The sequence below is a fragment of the Duganella alba genome (genome assembly GCF_009674495.1).
In the GTDB taxonomy this organism is placed as follows: domain Bacteria; phylum Pseudomonadota; class Gammaproteobacteria; order Burkholderiales; family Burkholderiaceae_D; genus Rugamonas; species Rugamonas alba.
Genome location: NZ_WKJN01000016.1, coordinates 27684 through 43815, shown reverse-complemented (window position 1 = coordinate 43815; position 16132 = coordinate 27684). Strand labels below are relative to the sequence as shown.

The window sequence follows — 16132 nt, the reverse complement described above, 5'->3', positions numbered from 1 at the left end:
GCGGGTAACAATGTTAAGCTAGCGGCATTGCGGCGCACGGCCGTTCTTTTTTCTCGGGATAAGTCACATGATCGTCGTTCATCACTTGAATAATTCGCGCTCGCAGCGGGTGCTGTGGCTGCTGGAGGAACTGGGCCTGGAATACGAGATCGTGCGCTACCAGCGCGATCCGAAGACCATGCTGGCGCCGCCGGAGCTGAAGAAGATTCACCCGCTGGGCAAGTCGCCGGTGATCAGCGATAACGGCATCGTGGTGGCCGAGTCCGGCGCGATCGCCGAATACCTGATCGACACCTACGGCAACGGCCGCCTGATCCCGCCGGCCGGCACCGAGGAGCGTCGTCGCTGGACCTATTTCCTGCACTACGCCGAAGGCTCGGCGATGGCGCCGCTGCTGATGAAACTGATCTTCGACCGCGTCGAAAGCAGCCCGGCGCCGTTCTTCGTCAAGCCGATCGCGCGCGCCATCGCGGGCAAGGTCAAGGGCAGCTACATCCTGCCGCAGATCGCCATGCACCTGGATTACCTGGAAGGCGAGCTGGGCAAGAGCGAATGGTTCGCCGGCAACGACTTCACCGCCGCCGACATCCAGATGAGCTTCCCGCTGGAAGCCGCCTCCGCGCGAGGCGGCCTGGACGCATCGCGGCCGAAGCTGGCGGCCTACCTGAAACGCATCCACAGTCGCCCCGCCTTCCAACGCGCCCTCGAACGCGGCGGCCCGTACGAGCTGCTGAAGTAAGCGGCTTTGACGCGGCGCATGCCGCCGCGTCGGTCCGGTCGGGTAGAATGGCGGCTTGACCAAGCCCGGATGAAGTTGAACATGGGTAGACTCCTTGCCATCGACGGCCTCAATATTGTGCGCCGCGTCTACGAAGCCAGTCCCGAACCTGACAGCCCCGAAAAGGCCGACATTGCGCTGCGCCACGCGCTGTCTTCCTTGCGCACGCTGATCCACGACCACCAACCCACGCACCTGTTGCCGGCCTTCGACTTCGGCGGCCGCACCTGGCGCCACGACCTGTACGGCGGCTACCGCGAAGGCCGCGCGCCGATGCCGTCGCCGCTGCGCGAGGCGCTGCCGGCGTTCTACGACAGGCTGCGCGGCTTCGGCATGCACGTGGTGTCGGTGCCGGAAGTGGAGGCCGACGACGTCATCGGCACCGTGGTGCTGCGCTGGCTGGCCGAAGGCCGCGGCGAGGCCACGGTCGCCACCACCGACAAAGACCTGCACGGCCTGATCGCCCAGGGCGCCCGCGTCTGGGACCATTTCAAGAGCGAATGGCACGACCACGCCTGGGTCGAAAAGAAGTGGGGCGTGCCGCCCGACCAGTTGCCGGACCTGCTGGCGCTGATGGGCGACGTCACCGATTCCATCCCCGGCGTGTCCAAGGTCGGCGTCAAAACCGCCGCCAAACTGTTGCGTACATACGGCAATCTGGACGCCATTATGGCCGGCGCCGGCATTCTTAAAGATTCCTTGGGGGAAACGCTTCGAAAAGAACGCGAAATGCTGTATCTTTCTCGACAACTGGTACAGTTGAAAACGGATGTGAAGGTAGGCGTGAGCTGGAACATGCTGGCCTGGTCCCACTAACAAGGTTTGCAAGATGTTAAAAGCAGTCATTATCGATCCCAGCGCTGTCGCGCGTGGCCTGCTGAATACCGTGCTGCTCGATGGCGGCTACGACGTGGTGGGCCAGACCCACACCTGCGCCAGCGCCATGGTGCTGCTGATTAAGCACCATCCGCACATCGTCTGCATCGCCAAGGAACAGTTCGAGAGCGACCAGGCCTCGGTGCTGGAAATCCGCGCCAACTGGCCGAAGACGCTGCTGTTCATGGTCTCCAGCGAAATGAACGCCGCCATCATCCAGGAAGCGCATGCGCTGGGCGTGAGCGGTTTCATCGTCAAGCCGTTCAAGGCCGACACCGTGCTCAACACGATCCGTAACGTGGTGATCGCCATGGTCAAGCGCCAGCGCGCGGCGCTGGCCGCCAAGGCGGAAGCGGAAGCCGGCAGCGCAGCGCCGTCGGCAGACGGCGGCGAACCGGCCGCCGGTTGATTATGCGGCGGTCGAGCTGTCGATGATGCCGCCGCCGAGACACACTTCCCCGTCGTACAGCACGGCCGACTGGCCGGGCGTGACCGCCCACTGGGCATCCATGAATTTCAGGGCGAAGTCGGACTGGCCGTCCGGCGCGATCTCGCACGCCACATCGGCCTGGCGGTAGCGGGTCTTGGCCGACATCGCGCGCGCTTCCGGCGGCACGCCGGCGATCCAGCTGGCCTGGTCGGCGCGCAGCGTGGCCGACAGCAGCCACGGATGGTCGTGGCCCTGCACGATGTACAGCACGTTGTTGAGCACGTCCTTTTTGGCGACGTACCAGGCGTCGTTGCTGCCGTCGGCGTTCTTGTAATCCTTCATGCCGCCGACGCCGATGCCCTTGCGCTGGCCCAGCGTGTAGAACGACAGGCCGACGTGCTCGCCCACCACCTTGCCGTCCGGCGTCATCATCGGGCCCGGCTTGTACGACAGGTAGCGGTTCAGGAACTCGCGGAACGGGCGTTCGCCGATGAAGCAGATGCCGGTCGAATCCTTTTTGGCCGCGTTCGGCAGCTGCAGTTTCTCGGCGATCTTGCGCACTTCGGTTTTCGGGATTTCACCGAGCGGGAACAGCGTCTTCGACAGCTGCGCCTGGTTCAGGCGGTGCAGGAAGTAGCTCTGGTCCTTGGTGTGGTCGACCGCCTTCAGCAGCTCGTGGCGGTCGCCGTTCTGGCGCACGCGCGCATAGTGGCCGGTGGCGATCAGGTCGGCGCCCAGGGACATCGCGTGGTCGAGGAAGGCCTTGAACTTGATCTCGGCGTTGCACAGCACGTCCGGATTCGGCGTGCGGCCGGCCTGGTACTCGCGCAGGAAGTCGGCGAACACGCGGTCCTTGTATTCGCTGGCGAAGTTGACCGCCTCGATATCCACGCCGACCACGTCGGCCACGCTGGCCGCGTCGATCCAGTCCTGGCGGGTGGAGCAGTACTCGGAGTCGTCGTCATCTTCCCAGTTCTTCATGAACAGGCCGATGACTTCATAGCCCTGTTCCTTCAGCAGCCACGCCGAGACCGAGGAGTCCACCCCGCCCGACATGCCGATAACGACCCGTTTCTTGCTCATTACTTATCCATTCGCAGTGCTAATGGCTTCCTTGTAGACGGAAGCGTGTGTTTGTATCAGTTCCAATGGAGCGCGGCGGCCCTCCAGGTATTCGTCCACGCATTGCAGCACGGTGGGGCTGCGGTGACGGTCGGCGCAGGCGGCCAGTTCGTCGCGCGTCAGCCACATGGTGCGCAGAATGCCTTCGTCCAGCGGACGGTCGTGCTGGGCGCCCGGATAGCCGCAGAAAGTGAAGCGCAGATACGTCACTTCCTCGCCGGTGCGGTTGGAGGTGTAGCGCGACATATACATGCCCACCAGCGCCGTTGGCGTAAAGTCGTAGGCGGTTTCCTCCAGGGTTTCGCGGATGACGGCTTGCTCCAGCGATTCATACGGGTCGAGGTGACCGGCAGGCTGGTTGATGCGAATGCCGTCGCTGGTTTCTTCTTCGATCAGCAAGAACTTGCCATCTTTTTCGACGATGGCGGCAACAGTCACAGAGGGTTTCCAGATACGCGGCATGAGTCATCCTTGAAAGAGCCGATATTTTAGCCTGTTCCAGCCTTTTGGTTTGCGCTGGAACAAATTTACGGGGTAATTAATGACAAATAGTAATACTTGAAATGATGAAACCGATGTTTCGTGGCCTAAAAAACCGTGATAGATTGTAGTCAGTCTGTTAATCATCTGGAGGCACCATGAGAATAAGCGTACCGGCCGAGACAAGGCCGGGGGAGACCCGGGTGGCAGCCACGCCGGAGACTGTCAAAAAGTTGGCCGCCAAGCATCAGATCATCGTGCAGGCCGGCGCCGGCCTGCCGGCTTCGGTGACGGACGAGGCCTATGTTGCAGCAGGTGCACAAATCGTGCCTGCCAGCGAGGTATGGGCGGCTGACGTGATCCTCAAGGTCCGCGCCCCGAACGCCGACGAACGCGCGCAGATCAAGCCGGGCACGGTGGTGATCGGCATGCTCAATCCCTTCGATGCGGACAACAACGCCGCCATGGCCTCGGCCGGGCTGCAGGCGCTGGCGCTGGAAGCCGTGCCGCGCATCACCCGCGCGCAGTCGATGGATGTGCTGTCGTCGCAGGCCAACATCGCCGGCTACAAGGCGGTGATGGTGGCGGCCAACACCTACCAGCGCTTCATGCCGATGCTGATGACGGCGGCCGGCACGGTGAAGGCGGCGCGGGTGCTGATCATGGGCGTCGGCGTGGCCGGTCTGCAGGCCATCGCCACCGCCAAGCGTCTCGGCGCGGTGATCGAGGCCTCCGACGTGCGGCCGCCGGTCAAGGAGCAGGTGGAATCGCTGGGCGCCAAATTCATCGACGTGCCCTACCTGACCGATGAAGAGAAGGAAATCGCCCAGGGCGTGGGCGGCTACGCGCGGCCGATGCCGGCCGACTGGATGCGCCGCCAGTCCGAACTGGTGCACGAACGCGCCAAGCTGGCCGACATCATCATCACCACCGCGCTGATACCGGGCCGTCCGGCGCCGGTGCTGATCTCCGAGGAGACGGTGAAGGCGATGAAGCCCGGTTCCGTGATCGTCGACCTGGCGGTGTCGCAGGGCGGCAACTGCCCCTTGTCCGAGTTGAACAAGACGGTGATCAAGTACGGCGTCCACATCATCGGCGAGCCGGACCTGGCCACGCACGTGGCGGCCGACGCGTCGGCGCTGTACGCGCGCAACGTGCTGGACTTCCTCAAGCTGATCATCGACAAGGAAGACAAGTTGGTGATCGACCGCGAAGACGAAATCATCAAGGCCACGCTGCTGTGCGCCGGCGGCGAACTGCTGCGCAAATAACCGGGGGAGACACCATGGAAATCAGCCACACCATCATCAATCTGATTATTTTTGTTCTGGCCATTTACGTCGGCTACCACGTGGTCTGGACCGTGACGCCGGCGCTGCATACGCCGCTGATGGCGGTGACCAATGCGGTATCGGCCATCATCATCGTCGGCGCCATGCTGGCCGCTTCGCTGACCGAAGGGCTGGTCGGGCAGATCGCCGGCACGGTCGCGGTGGCGCTGGCCGCCGTCAATGTGTTCGGCGGCTTTCTGGTCACGCAGCGCATGCTGGAGATGTTCAAGAAGAAGGAACCGAAAGCCAAATCAGGAGATAAAGCATGAACTTTATCTCCATGAACCTGGTGACGATGCTGTATTTGATCGCATCGGTGTGTTTTATCCAGGCGTTGAAAGGCCTGTCGTCGCCGGCGACGGCGCGCGCCGGTAATGCCTTCGGTATGTCGGGCATGGCGATCGCGTTTGTGACGACGATTGCGCTGATCCTCAAGCTGCGTTCGGAGGCTGCGGTGGGCGGCGCCGGACTGGGACTGCCGCTGGTGGTGCTGGGCGTGGTGGTCGGCGGCGGTATCGGCGCGGTGCTGGCGAAGAAGGTCGAGATGACCAAGATGCCGGAGCTGGTGGCGGCGATGCATTCGCTGATTGGCCTTGCTGCGGTGTGCATCGCGGTGGCGGCGGTATCGGAGCCCCATGCATTCGGCATCGCTGCGGTGGGCGAGGCGCTGCCGACGGGGAATCGCATCGAGCTGTTTATCGGCACCTTTGTTGGGGCGATTACGTTCTCCGGTTCGGTGATCGCGTTCGGCAAGCTGTCGGGCAAATACAAGTTCCGCTTGTTCCAGGGCGCGCCGGTCAGCTTCGCGGGCCAGCATTTGCTGAATTTGATTTTGGCGATTGTGATGGTGGGACTTGGGCTGGTGTTCGTGGCCGCTGGCGGCAACGAGCCGGCGTGGGTGCCGTTCCTGATCATGACCGCGATCGCGTTTGTGCTGGGTGTGCTGATCATCATTCCGATCGGCGGCGCCGACATGCCGGTGGTGGTGTCGATGCTGAACTCCTATTCCGGCTGGGCTGCGGCGGGCATCGGCTTCTCGCTGAATAACTCGATGCTGATCATTGCTGGTTCGCTGGTGGGTTCCAGCGGCGCGATCCTGTCGTACATCATGTGCAAGGCGATGAACCGGTCGTTCTTCAATGTGATCCTGGGCGGCTTTGGCGGCGCGCCGGCGGATGTCGGGGCGGGCGGTGCGAAGGAGCAGCGCCCGGTCAAATCCGGTTCGGCCGATGATGCGGCGTTCATCATGTCGAATGCGGAGAGCGTGATTATTGTGCCGGGCTATGGTCTGGCGGTGGCGCGGGCGCAGCATTCGCTCAAGGAGCTGGTGGAGAAGCTGACCCACAAGGGCGTCACGGTGAAGTATGCGATTCACCCGGTGGCGGGGCGGATGCCGGGGCATATGAATGTGCTGCTGGCGGAGGCCGAGGTGCCGTATGACCAGGTGTTTGAGATGGAGGATATCAATGGTGAGTTTGGGCAGACGGATGTGGTGCTGATCCTCGGCGCCAATGATGTGGTTAATCCGGCTGCCAAGGACCCGAAATCGCCGATTGCGGGGATGCCGATTCTGGAGGCTTACAAGGCCAAGAGCATCATCGTTAACAAGCGGTCGATGGCTTCAGGGTATGCGGGGCTGGACAATGAGCTGTTCTATCAGGCGAATACCATGATGGTGTTTGGCGATGCGAAGAAGGTCATTGAGGATATGGTCAAGGCCGTCGAGTAACCCGCACGGCCAGGTGGGGTCGGACCCCGTACGGGGTCCGACCCCTAAGTGGTAACGCAAGCGTATCACTAAAAGCGTGCGGGGTCGCGGTCAGCGGCGGCCGTACATCATGAGTTCAGCGAGCAATCCGCGTGCCGGGCCGACCATGTCGATGGCGGCCAGTGAGAGTCCGAGCAGCGCCTGGGCTGGGGTGTCGTTGGCGAAAACCCGCGCCATGGTGTCGGTCAGGCGCACCGTGGTGCTGCGATCGCGCTGGCGCATGTCGGTATATTGGGCCAGCATCGCCGGCGTCGCGCCTTGCGCCAGCAGGCGCGCCAGCACGGTCACATCACGCAGGCCCAGGTTCAGCCCTTGGCCCGCCACCGGATGCAGCGTTTGCGCGGCGTTGCCGATGGCGACGGTGCGGGCGGTGCTGCCCGGCGCAGCATTCAATCCCAGCGGAAAACCAAGGCGCGGCGTGGCGTGCGTGAAGCTGCCAACGCGGTCGCCGAAGGCCTGGCCCAACGCGGACAGGAAGTCCTTGTTGTTCAATGCCAGCAGCGCGCCGGCGGTTTCCGGACGCACGCACCACACCAGCGAATACTCGTCATCCTGCGGCAGCAGCGCCAGCGGGCCTTGTTCCGTAAAGCGTTCGTAAGCACGGTGCGGCGGCGGCAGGCTGCTGCGCACTTGCGCGATGATGGCGGTCTGCTGGTAGTCGCGGTTGACGGCGCGTACCTGCTGCTCGTTGAACAGCCCACCTTCGGCCTGCACCACGATGGCGGCGCGCAGCGTTTGCGGTGCGCCGTTGGCGTCCAGGATCAGCGTGACCGCATCGTTTTCTTCATCCATCGCGATCACCCGTGCGGGACGCAGCGAGGCGATGCCGGCACGTTCGCACACTGCGCCCAAGGCGGTGACGATGTCGCCGTAGCGGGTAACGTAGCCCAGCGCCGGCAGGTCATAATCCTTGCGGTCGATCAGGCTGCGGCCGAACTGGCCGCGCCGCGAGACGTGGATTTGTTCGATGGCGGTGGCCACCGCCGGCCATGCGCCGATGTCTTCCAAGATCTGCCGGCTGCCCCACGACAGCGCCAGCGAGCGCGGGTCGTTGCTGGCTTGCGCCAGTGTCTTGGCGTCGATCAGGGCGATGCGGCCGGCGGGCACGCCGCGCTTGACCAGTTGCGCCGCCAGCGCCATGCCGGCGGGACCGGCGCCGCAGATGGCGATGTCGTAGGTATGTTCTGTCATGGTTGCTGCATCAGTTGTTCGATCTCGGTCACCGTCTTCGGCGCGGCGGCGCTCAGGATGGTGTGGCCGCCGGCGGTGACCAGCACGTCGTCTTCGATGCGGATCCCGATGTTCCAGTATTCTTCCGGTACGCCTTCCGCCGGACGCACGTAGATGCCCGGTTCCACCGTCACCACCATGCCCGCCTGCAGCAGGCGCGATGGCTTGCCGGCTTGCGTGACGTCGCGGTACTGGCCGACGTCGTGCACGTCCATGCCCAGCCAGTGGCCGGTGCCGTGCATGTAGAACTGCGTGTAGCTTTTATCGGCGATCACCTCGTCCAGCGAACCGCGCAGCAGGCCCAGGTCCAGCATGCCCTGCGCCAGCACCCGCACCGCCGCTTCGTGCGCGCCGGAGTAGGGCAAGCCTGGGGCGATGGCCTTGAACGCGGCCGCCTGCGCCGCCAGCACCAGTTCATACAAGCGCTTTTGCGGCGCGCTGAACTTGCCGTTGACCGGGAAGGTGCGCGTGATGTCGGAGGCATAGCCATCCAGCTCGCAGCCGGCGTCGATCAGCACCAGGTCGCCGTCCTGCGATTGCGCGTTGTTGGCGCTGTAGTGCAGCACGCAGGCATTGGCGCCGGCGGCGACGATGGCGTTGTAGGCTGGCGCTTGTGCGCCGTTGCGGCGGAATTCGTACAGCAGTTCCGCTTCCAGTTCGTATTCGTACATGCCGGCGCGGGCGGCGCGCATGGCGCGGATGTGCGCCTGCGCCGAGATGTCGGCAGCGCGCTGCATGGTGGCTTGTTCGGCGTCGTCCTTCAGCAGGCGCATTTCGTCCAGCAGCGGCGGCAGGTCGACCATGGACGCCGGCGCGGTGACGCCGGTGCGGGCCTTGGCGCGCACGGCGGACAGCCAGCCGGCCACGCGTTCATCGAGCGCGCCACCCAGCGCGTAGTACAGCGCCGGTGCGTTCGACAGCAGCGTGGCCATCATCTCGTCCAGCTCTTCGATGGCGCCGGCTTCGTCCAGGCCGAACACCACGCGCGCGCCGTCCGGGCCGTGGCGGTAGCCATCCCAGATTTCGCGGTCGGGATTTTTCGGGCGGCAGAACAGGATGGCGCGCGCCGGCGTACCGCTGTCGTCACCCTGGCCGGCAACCAGCACCAGCACCGCTTCCGGCTCAGTGAAACCGGTCAGGTAGTAGAAGTAGCTGTCGTGGCGATACAGGTATTCGCTGTCGGCGTTGCGCGTGACTTCCGGCGCGGTCGGCAGCACGGCCACCGCGCCGGGCGGCATCTGCGCCAGCAGGCGCGCGCGCCGCGCGGCGTAGCGCGCCACGTCGACGGCGACAGCGGCCGGCGTCACTGCACGCCCTTGGCGGCGGGCGCCAGCGCGGCCAGCGGCGCGTTCAGCAGGTCGAGCTGCTGCACGGTGCCGACGTTGTGCCATTCGCCTTCGTACACTTCGCCGCCGACCTGTTTCTTGTCGGCGTATTCGCGCAGCAGCGGGCCCAGCTTGGCGTACTCGCCGGCGGCGATGCGGTCGAACATTTCCATGCGGTACACGCCGATGTTACCGAAGGTCCATTTCGGCGCGCCGTCGTTGGTCAGCGTGTACATGGTCATGCCGAAGTCGCCGTCCGGATGCCAGTCGGGATTCGGCACCATGTACAGCCAGCACATGTCGCGCTTGTCGGCCGGGTAGGGATTGCCCCACATGTCCTTGTCGTGCAACACGTCCTTGACCTGTTCGAAGTTGAAATAGGGCGTGTAGATGTCGCCCGACACGGCGACGAACGGTTCCTCGCCCAGCAGCGCGCGCGCGTTGGCGATGCCGCCGGCCGTTTCCAGCGCTTTTTCCTCGCGCGAGTACAGCAGCCTGGCGCCGAACTGGCTGCCGTCGCCGAGCGTTTCTTCAATCTGGTCGCCCAGGTGGGCGTGGTTGATGACGATCTCGGTGATGCCGGCCTTGACCAGGTTGAGGATGTGCCAGACGATCAGCGGCCGGCCGCGCACCTTGAGCAGCGGCTTGGGCGTGGCATCGGTCAGCGGACGCATGCGCTCGCCGCGTCCGGCGGCGAAAATCATCGCTTTCATGCGCCGGCCTTAGAAGGTGTAGCCGACTTGCGGCTTGCTGTCTTCCAGCAGGTCGAGCAGGCGGATCAGCGGCTTCAGATCCTTGTAGCGGCCGGCCGTCTTGCGCACGTATTCCATCACGGTCGGCAGGTCGTCCAGGTATTGCGCCTTGCCGTCGCGGTAGTTCAGGCGGCAGAACAGGCCCAGGATCTTCAGGTGGCGCTGCAGCGACATGTATTCGAAGTCCTTGTAGAAGGCGTCGATGTCCTTGTTGACCGGCAGGCCCAGCGACTTGGCGTGCTGCCAGTAGCGGATGGCCCAGTCCAGCACCAGTTCCTCGTCCCACTGCACGTAGGCGTCGCGCAGCAGCGAGGCCAGGTCGTAGGTCATCGGGCCGTACAGCGCGTCCTGGAAGTCCAGCACGCCCGGATTGCCGGCGTCGACCACCATCAGGTTGCGCGAATGGAAATCGCGGTGCACATACACCTGCGCCTGGGCGGTGACGTTGGCCAGGATGGCGTCGAACACGCCCTGCAGCTCGGCCGCCTGTTTCTCGGTCAGCGTGGCGTTCAGGTGCTTGCCGATGTACCACTCGGGGAACAGGCTCATTTCGCGCTGCAGGAAGGCGCGGTCGTATTCCGGCAGCACGCCGGGACGGCTGGTGACCTGGAACTTGACCAGCGCTTCGAGCGCCTCGGCGTACATGGTCGAGGCGTTGTCGTGGTTCAGCGCCGACAGGAAGGTGGTGTTGCCCAGGTCGGACAGCAGCATGAAGCCGGCTTTGTAGTCGGTGGCGACGATGCGCGGCACGGTGACGCCGGCATGCGTGAGCATTTCGTCAACTTTGACAAAGCCCAGCACGTTTTCGCGTTCCGGCGGCGCATCCATGACGATCAGGGTCAGGCCCAGCGCCGTTTGTTGTTCGGCCAAAACGTTGACACGGAAATAACGGCGGAAGCTGGCGTCGGCCGAGGCGGGACGAATACTGTCCACATCGACCACATTCAGGGTGCGCAGCCAGGCGGCCAGCTGTGCCAGCCGGGTATCGGAGGTTAAATTCTGTAATAAAGACATTGAAGCATGCCGAGGAAACCGGCGTCAGGTGAAGATTCCCATATAATAAGGGATTCAAATTAAAAAATCGCCTTTCATGGTGCTTGGTCCCCTCTTTTCATGATCCGCATGCCCAAACCGAAGCGCTTGGCGTATGCCCTGTCCGCTATTTTTACCGTATCGGTGTTGCCTTCCTACGCCTATGCGCAGAGCGCGCCGCCCAAGCAGCGCCCGCCGCGCGTGGAAGACAAGAACGCCGAGACCATCGTCAAGGCCGAGGACATCAGCGGCCGTCCCGAGCGTGAAGTCGTCCTCGAGCGTGATGCCGAGGTGATCAAGGACAAGACCAAGGTCAACGCCGACAGCGCCTGCTACCGCCAGGTCGAGGATGAAATCGAGGCCAGCAGCAACGTCAAGATCTGGCGTTTCGGCGACTATTTCACCGGCGACGAGCTGAAACTGAACATGGACACGGGCAAGGGCTATATGCTCAACCCGACCTACAAGCTGGAAGCCAACCACGCGCAGGGCAAGGCCGAGCGCATCAACTTCGTCAACGAGGACGAGGCGGTGGTGGTCAACGGCACCTACAGCACCTGCCAGGGCTTCGATCCGGACTGGTATCTGAGGTCGGACACGCTGAACCTCGATTCCGGCCGCGACGTCGGCACCGCCGGCAAGACGCTGATTTATTTCAAGGACGTGCCGATCCTGGGCACGCCGGCGATGTCGTTCTCGCTGTCGGGCGCGCGCCGCTCGGGCTGGCTGTCGCCGACGCCGGGCTTCGGCTCGAAGAACGGCGCCGAGCTGGTGGTGCCGTACTACGTCAACATCGCGCCCAACCGCGACCTGACCTTGTACCCGAAAATCATCGCCAACCGCGGCATCCAGTTCGGCGCGCAGGGCCGCTACCTGGGCGAGACCGACGGCGGCCTGTACAAGGGCGAGACCTACGTCGAGTTCATGCCGCACGACCGCGAGTACGCGCAGGCCAATCCGGACCAGAAGAGCGACCGCTGGATGGTGCGTTCGACCCATTCGCAGGACATCACCAAGCAGTGGGAATTCAGCTGGAACTTCAACGCCGCCTCGGACGACAACTATCCGAATGACTTTTCCAAGACGGTGTCGAGCTCGACCGATCGTCAGCTGCTGCGCGAACTGCGCACCGACTACCGTGGCGATTTCTGGACCCTGACCGCGCGCGTGCAGAAGTACCAGGTGCTGCAGGACCCGGAGTCGGTGGTCGATTCGTCGCTGTTCGTGTCGCGCCCGTATGACCGCCTGCCGGCGATCAACTTCAGCGCCGCGCAGTACGACGTGGCCGGCGGCTTCGACTGGGCCTTCAACGCCGAGCTGACCCGCTTCTACCATCCGACCCTGATCAACGGCACGCGCCTGGTGGCGATTCCGCAAGTGAGCTATCCGATCATCGGACCGAGCTACTTCATCACGCCCAAGGTCATGCTCAACATGGCGACCTACCAGCTCGACGCCTACCAGGGCGCGTCCAGCGAGAACCTGTCGCGCGCCGTGCCGACCTTCTCGCTCGACTCCGGCCTGGTGTTCGAGCGCGACATCAAGTGGGGCGGCAAGAGCATGACGCAGACGCTGGAACCGCGCCTGTTCTATGTCAACACGCCGTACCGCGACCAGAGCAAGTTCCCGATCTTCGACACCGACGCGGCCACCTTCAACTTCAGCCAGATCTTCAGCGAGAACCGCTTCGTCGGTTCGGACCGCATCGGCGACGCCAACCAGCTGACCGCCGCGCTGACCTCGCGCTTCCTCGACGCCAACGGCGCCGAGGCGCTGCGCCTGGCGTTCGGCCAGCGCTTCTACTTCCGCGACCAGCGCGTGCAGCTCGATTCGTCGACGCCGGTGGTGGATGCCCACTCGGACATCCTGCTGGCCGCCACCGGCCGCATCTCGGACACCTGGGCCTTCGACAGCGCCGTGCAGTACAACCCGAGCCAGAGCCGGATCGTCTCGGAAAGCTACACCGCGCAGTGGATCCCCGGCTCGAAGAAGGTGCTGAACCTGGGCTACCGCTACCTGCGCGACAGCTTCAAGAATATCGAGCTGTCGAGCCAGTGGCCGATCTTCCAGCGCTGGTACGGCGTCGGCCGCATCAGCTATTCGGTGCAGGGCAAGAAAATCCTGGAAAGCCTGGTCGGCCTCGAGTACAACGCCGACTGCTGGGTGTTCCGCACCGGCGCGCAGCGTTTCGTGACCACCTCGACCAAGGCCTCGACCCAGATCTTCTTCCAGCTGGAACTGAACGGCCTGTCGCACCTGGGCGTCGGCAGCCCGCTGGAGGCGATGAAGAACAGTATTCCCGGCTACCAGCGCCTGAATGAGGGCTATGGCCGCTAACTCCATGTACACTTGGCGTCCGCCGCGCAAAAAACGCGTCGGCGCCTTTTGCCTTTTTTACACCTGACTCTTGAGCGTTCTACCATGCGTAATGCCAGTAAGTACCAGATGAAACTCCTCGCAGTCCTGTTGTGCACGGCCGCCCTGAGCGGTTGCAGCCTGTTCTCGTCGAAGAAGAAAACGGAAGCGGCGCCTGTGCCGGCCGCAGCACCGGCCGCCGCGCCGGCCGCCACCGCGGCCGCGCCGGCCGCCAAGAAGGACGGCGCCGGCTTCCTGCCGCCTGGCGAGTCGGGCAACGTGGCCATCGACGGCATCGTGGTGGTGGTCAATGACGACGTCATCACCCAGCGCGAACTGGACAACCGCATCCGCACCGTGACCGCGCGCATGAAGGCGCAGAACGTGCAGATGCCGGACCCGGCCGACCTGCGCCGCCAGCTGCTCGAGCGCATGATCGTCGAGCGTTCGCAGCTGCAGCTGGCCAAGGAAATGGGCGTGCGCGTGGACGACCTGCAACTGGACCGCGCCATCCAGCGCATCGCCGAGGCGCAGAAGCTGAGCGTGCAGGACCTGCGCAACCAGATGGAAAAGGACGGCACGCCGTTCGCCTCGTTCCGCGAGGAGATCCGCGAAGAGATCATCATGCAGCGCCTGCGCGAGCATGAAGTCGACGGCAAGATCCAGATTTCCGACGCCGAGGTGGACAGCTTCGTGGCCGCCGAAAAGGCCGCCGCCGCCGAGCAGTTCGAAATCAACATCTCGCAGATCATGGTGCGCATTCCGGACAACGCCACCGCCGAAGTGATCGCCCAGCGCCGCGCGCGCGCCGAGGAAGTGATGCGCCAGCTGCGCACCGGCGCCGACTTCGCCAAGATGGCCGCCACCTACTCGGACGCCAGCGATGCGCTGCAAGGCGGCGTGGTCGGCTGGCGCCAGCCGGAACGCCTGCCGCCGATCTTCGCTGAAGCGCTGTCCAAGCTCAAGCCTGGCCAGGTGACGCCGATCATCAAGAGCACCGGCGCCTTCCACATCCTGAAGGCGGTGGACCGCCGCAGCCTGGCCGACGCGCAGGCCGTGGCCGCCGTGCAGCAGACGCACGCGCGCCACATCCTGATCAAGGTCACGCCGACCATGAGCGCGGCCGACGCCAAGCGCAAGCTGCTGGAGCTGAAGGAACGCCTGGACAACAACGCCGCCAAGTTCGAAGACCTGGCGCGCCTGGTGTCGAACGACGGTTCGGCCTCCAAGGGCGGCGACCTGGGCTGGCTGATGCCGGGCGACACCATGCCGGAATTCGAAGCGGCGATGAATAACCTGAAGATCGGCGAAGTGAGCGAGCCGGTGGAGACCAGCTTCGGTATCCACCTGATCCAGGTGCTGGAACGCAAGACCGACGACGTGTCGAAGGAACGCGAACGCACCAACGCCCGCCAGGCGCTGCGCGACCGCAAGCTGGAAGAAGCCACTGAAAGCTGGCAGCGCGAAGTGCGCGACCGCGCCTACGTCGAGTACCGCAACGACGACGACAAAGCCGCCAACAGCGCCGCCAACAAGTAAGCAGAAAGGGGAGCACGAGTGAGCGCCACTTCATCCAAACGGCGCCCGGGAGTGCGCCCCGCCATTGCCGTCACGGTCGGCGAGCCGGCCGGCATCGGTCCGGAAATCTCCATCCGCGCGGCGTGGGCGCGGCGGCACGAGGTCAATTGCGTGCTGCTGGGCGACGCCGCCTTCCTGGCCATGACGGCCGCCGACATCGATCCCGAGATCCGCCTGTCCTCGCTGTCGCTGATGGCGGTGCGCAACGGCGGCCTGCCGCACTTCGGCGCCGACCGCCTCAGCGTGATCGACGTGCCGCTCGGCGCGCACGTGGTGCCTGGCACGCTGAACAAGGAAAACGGCCGCGCCGTGCTGGACACGCTGGACGCCGCCATCGAAGGCGTGCGGGCCGGCTGGTTCGAGGCGGTGGTCACCGCGCCGCTGCAAAAGAGCACCATCAACGACGCCGGCGTCAAGTTCTCCGGCCACACCGAATACTTTGCCGACCAGACCGGCACGCCGCAGGTGGTGATGCTGCTGGCCGGCCCGCAGCAACTGAGCGGCCCGCTGCACGGCGCGCCGCTGCGCGTGGCGCTGGCCACCACCCACCTGCCGCTGAAGGACGTGGCGGCCGCGCTGAGCCAGGATGGCCTGGCGCGCATCCTGGACATCATCGACGCCGACCTGCGCAGCAAGTTCGGCATCGCCGCGCCGCGCATCCTGGTGTGCGGCCTGAACCCGCACGCGGGCGAGGGCGGCTACCTGGGCCGCGAGGAAATCGAGATCATCACGCCGGCCGTGGCGGCGGCGCAGGCGCGCGGCATCGACGCCCGCGGCCCCTATCCGGCCGACACGCTGTTCCAGCCGAAATACCTGCAGGACGCCGACTGCGTGCTGGCCATGTACCACGACCAGGGCCTGCCGGTGCTGAAGTACGCCACCTTCGGCAACGGCGTCAACATCACGCTGGGCCTGCCGCTGATCCGCACCTCGGTCGATCACGGCACGGCGCTGGACCTGGCCGCGCAAGGCGTGGGCCAGGCCGACTGCGGCAGCATGGATCAGGCGATCAGCAGCGCGCTGGCGATGGCCAACGCGGTGGCTGCCGCCCCTTAATCATTTGGACTAGAAAAAC

At 64.6% G+C, this 16132-nt stretch carries 15 protein-coding genes; 9 read left to right on the top strand and 6 right to left on the bottom strand.

What is annotated here, in order from left to right; translation table 11 throughout:
- Window positions 1-67: 67 nt before the first annotated feature.
- The 3 genes from GJ695_RS16815 to GJ695_RS16805 all read left to right on the top strand — a co-directional run bounded on the left by GJ695_RS16815 (window position 68) and on the right by GJ695_RS16805 (window position 2063).
- Window positions 68-739, top strand: coding sequence for a glutathione S-transferase (locus GJ695_RS16815; protein WP_154366683.1), 672 nt, complete (start codon window positions 68-70; stop codon window positions 737-739).
- 81 nt (window positions 740-820) lie between these two features.
- Complete coding sequence (locus tag GJ695_RS16810; protein ID WP_154366681.1) at window positions 821-1594, top strand: 5'-3' exonuclease; 774 nt, start codon at window positions 821-823, stop codon at window positions 1592-1594.
- Between the two features lie 13 nt (window positions 1595-1607).
- Complete coding sequence (locus GJ695_RS16805; RefSeq protein WP_154366679.1) at window positions 1608-2063, top strand: ANTAR domain-containing protein; 456 nt, start codon at window positions 1608-1610, stop codon at window positions 2061-2063.
- On the opposite strand, the gene mnmA is transcribed toward GJ695_RS16805, so the two are convergent.
- Window positions 2064-3167 (bottom strand): tRNA 2-thiouridine(34) synthase MnmA, encoded by a 1104-nt coding sequence (mnmA, locus tag GJ695_RS16800; protein WP_154366678.1) that lies wholly within the window; start codon window positions 3165-3167, stop codon window positions 2064-2066.
- 3 nt (window positions 3168-3170) lie between these two features.
- On the bottom strand, window positions 3171-3668 hold the full coding sequence (locus GJ695_RS16795; protein WP_154366676.1) for an NUDIX hydrolase: 498 nt from the start codon (window positions 3666-3668) through the stop codon (window positions 3171-3173).
- Window positions 3669-3844: 176 nt separating this feature from the next.
- Between GJ695_RS16795 and GJ695_RS16790 the strand changes: the two genes are divergently transcribed.
- The 3 genes from GJ695_RS16790 to GJ695_RS16780 are packed head-to-tail and all read left to right on the top strand — an operon-like array spanning window position 3845 to window position 6746.
- Entirely contained in the window at window positions 3845-4957 is a 1113-nt protein-coding gene (locus tag GJ695_RS16790; protein ID WP_154366673.1) for a Re/Si-specific NAD(P)(+) transhydrogenase subunit alpha, read from the top strand.
- A gap of 14 nt (window positions 4958-4971) precedes the next feature.
- A complete protein-coding gene (locus GJ695_RS16785; protein WP_154360182.1) occupies window positions 4972-5286 on the top strand; it encodes an NAD(P) transhydrogenase subunit alpha part 2 in 315 nt (104 codons plus the stop codon).
- Window positions 5283-6746 (top strand): NAD(P)(+) transhydrogenase (Re/Si-specific) subunit beta, encoded by a 1464-nt coding sequence (locus tag GJ695_RS16780; RefSeq protein WP_154366671.1) that lies wholly within the window; start codon window positions 5283-5285, stop codon window positions 6744-6746. Before GJ695_RS16785 ends, GJ695_RS16780 begins: the two co-directional genes overlap by 4 nt.
- 90 nt (window positions 6747-6836) lie before the next feature.
- Here GJ695_RS16780 and GJ695_RS16775 read toward each other — a convergent pair whose 3' ends face one another.
- From GJ695_RS16775 to GJ695_RS16760, 4 genes are read right to left on the bottom strand one after another with little or no spacing between them, the layout of a single operon-like run.
- Window positions 6837-7976 (bottom strand): UbiH/UbiF/VisC/COQ6 family ubiquinone biosynthesis hydroxylase, encoded by a 1140-nt coding sequence (locus GJ695_RS16775; RefSeq protein WP_154366670.1) that lies wholly within the window; start codon window positions 7974-7976, stop codon window positions 6837-6839.
- The gene (gene pepP, locus GJ695_RS16770) at window positions 7973-9406 is read right to left on the bottom strand and encodes a Xaa-Pro aminopeptidase (RefSeq protein WP_154366668.1); all 1434 of its coding nucleotides are present in this window, start codon (window positions 9404-9406) and stop codon (window positions 7973-7975) included. Before pepP ends, GJ695_RS16775 begins: the two co-directional genes overlap by 4 nt.
- Entirely contained in the window at window positions 9319-10053 is a 735-nt protein-coding gene (gene murU, locus GJ695_RS16765) for an N-acetylmuramate alpha-1-phosphate uridylyltransferase MurU (RefSeq protein ID WP_154366666.1), read from the bottom strand. Before murU ends, pepP begins: the two co-directional genes overlap by 88 nt.
- A gap of 9 nt (window positions 10054-10062) precedes the next feature.
- Window positions 10063-11106, bottom strand: coding sequence for an aminoglycoside phosphotransferase family protein (locus GJ695_RS16760; RefSeq protein WP_154366664.1), 1044 nt, complete (start codon window positions 11104-11106; stop codon window positions 10063-10065).
- 108 nt (window positions 11107-11214) lie between these two features.
- On the opposite strand from GJ695_RS16760, the gene GJ695_RS16755 reads away from it, so the two are divergent.
- From GJ695_RS16755 to pdxA, 3 genes are all read left to right on the top strand, one after another.
- The gene (locus tag GJ695_RS16755) at window positions 11215-13461 is read left to right on the top strand and encodes an LPS-assembly protein LptD (protein ID WP_229260571.1); all 2247 of its coding nucleotides are present in this window, start codon (window positions 11215-11217) and stop codon (window positions 13459-13461) included.
- Window positions 13462-13569: 108 nt separating this feature from the next.
- Window positions 13570-15018 (top strand): peptidylprolyl isomerase, encoded by a 1449-nt coding sequence (locus GJ695_RS16750; protein ID WP_154366660.1) that lies wholly within the window; start codon window positions 13570-13572, stop codon window positions 15016-15018.
- 51 nt (window positions 15019-15069) lie between these two features.
- Window positions 15070-16113: a 4-hydroxythreonine-4-phosphate dehydrogenase PdxA gene (pdxA, locus tag GJ695_RS16745; RefSeq protein ID WP_371866541.1), complete on the top strand. Its 1044-nt coding sequence runs from the start codon at window positions 15070-15072 to the stop codon at window positions 16111-16113.
- The last annotated feature ends 19 nt before the right edge of the window (window positions 16114-16132 follow it).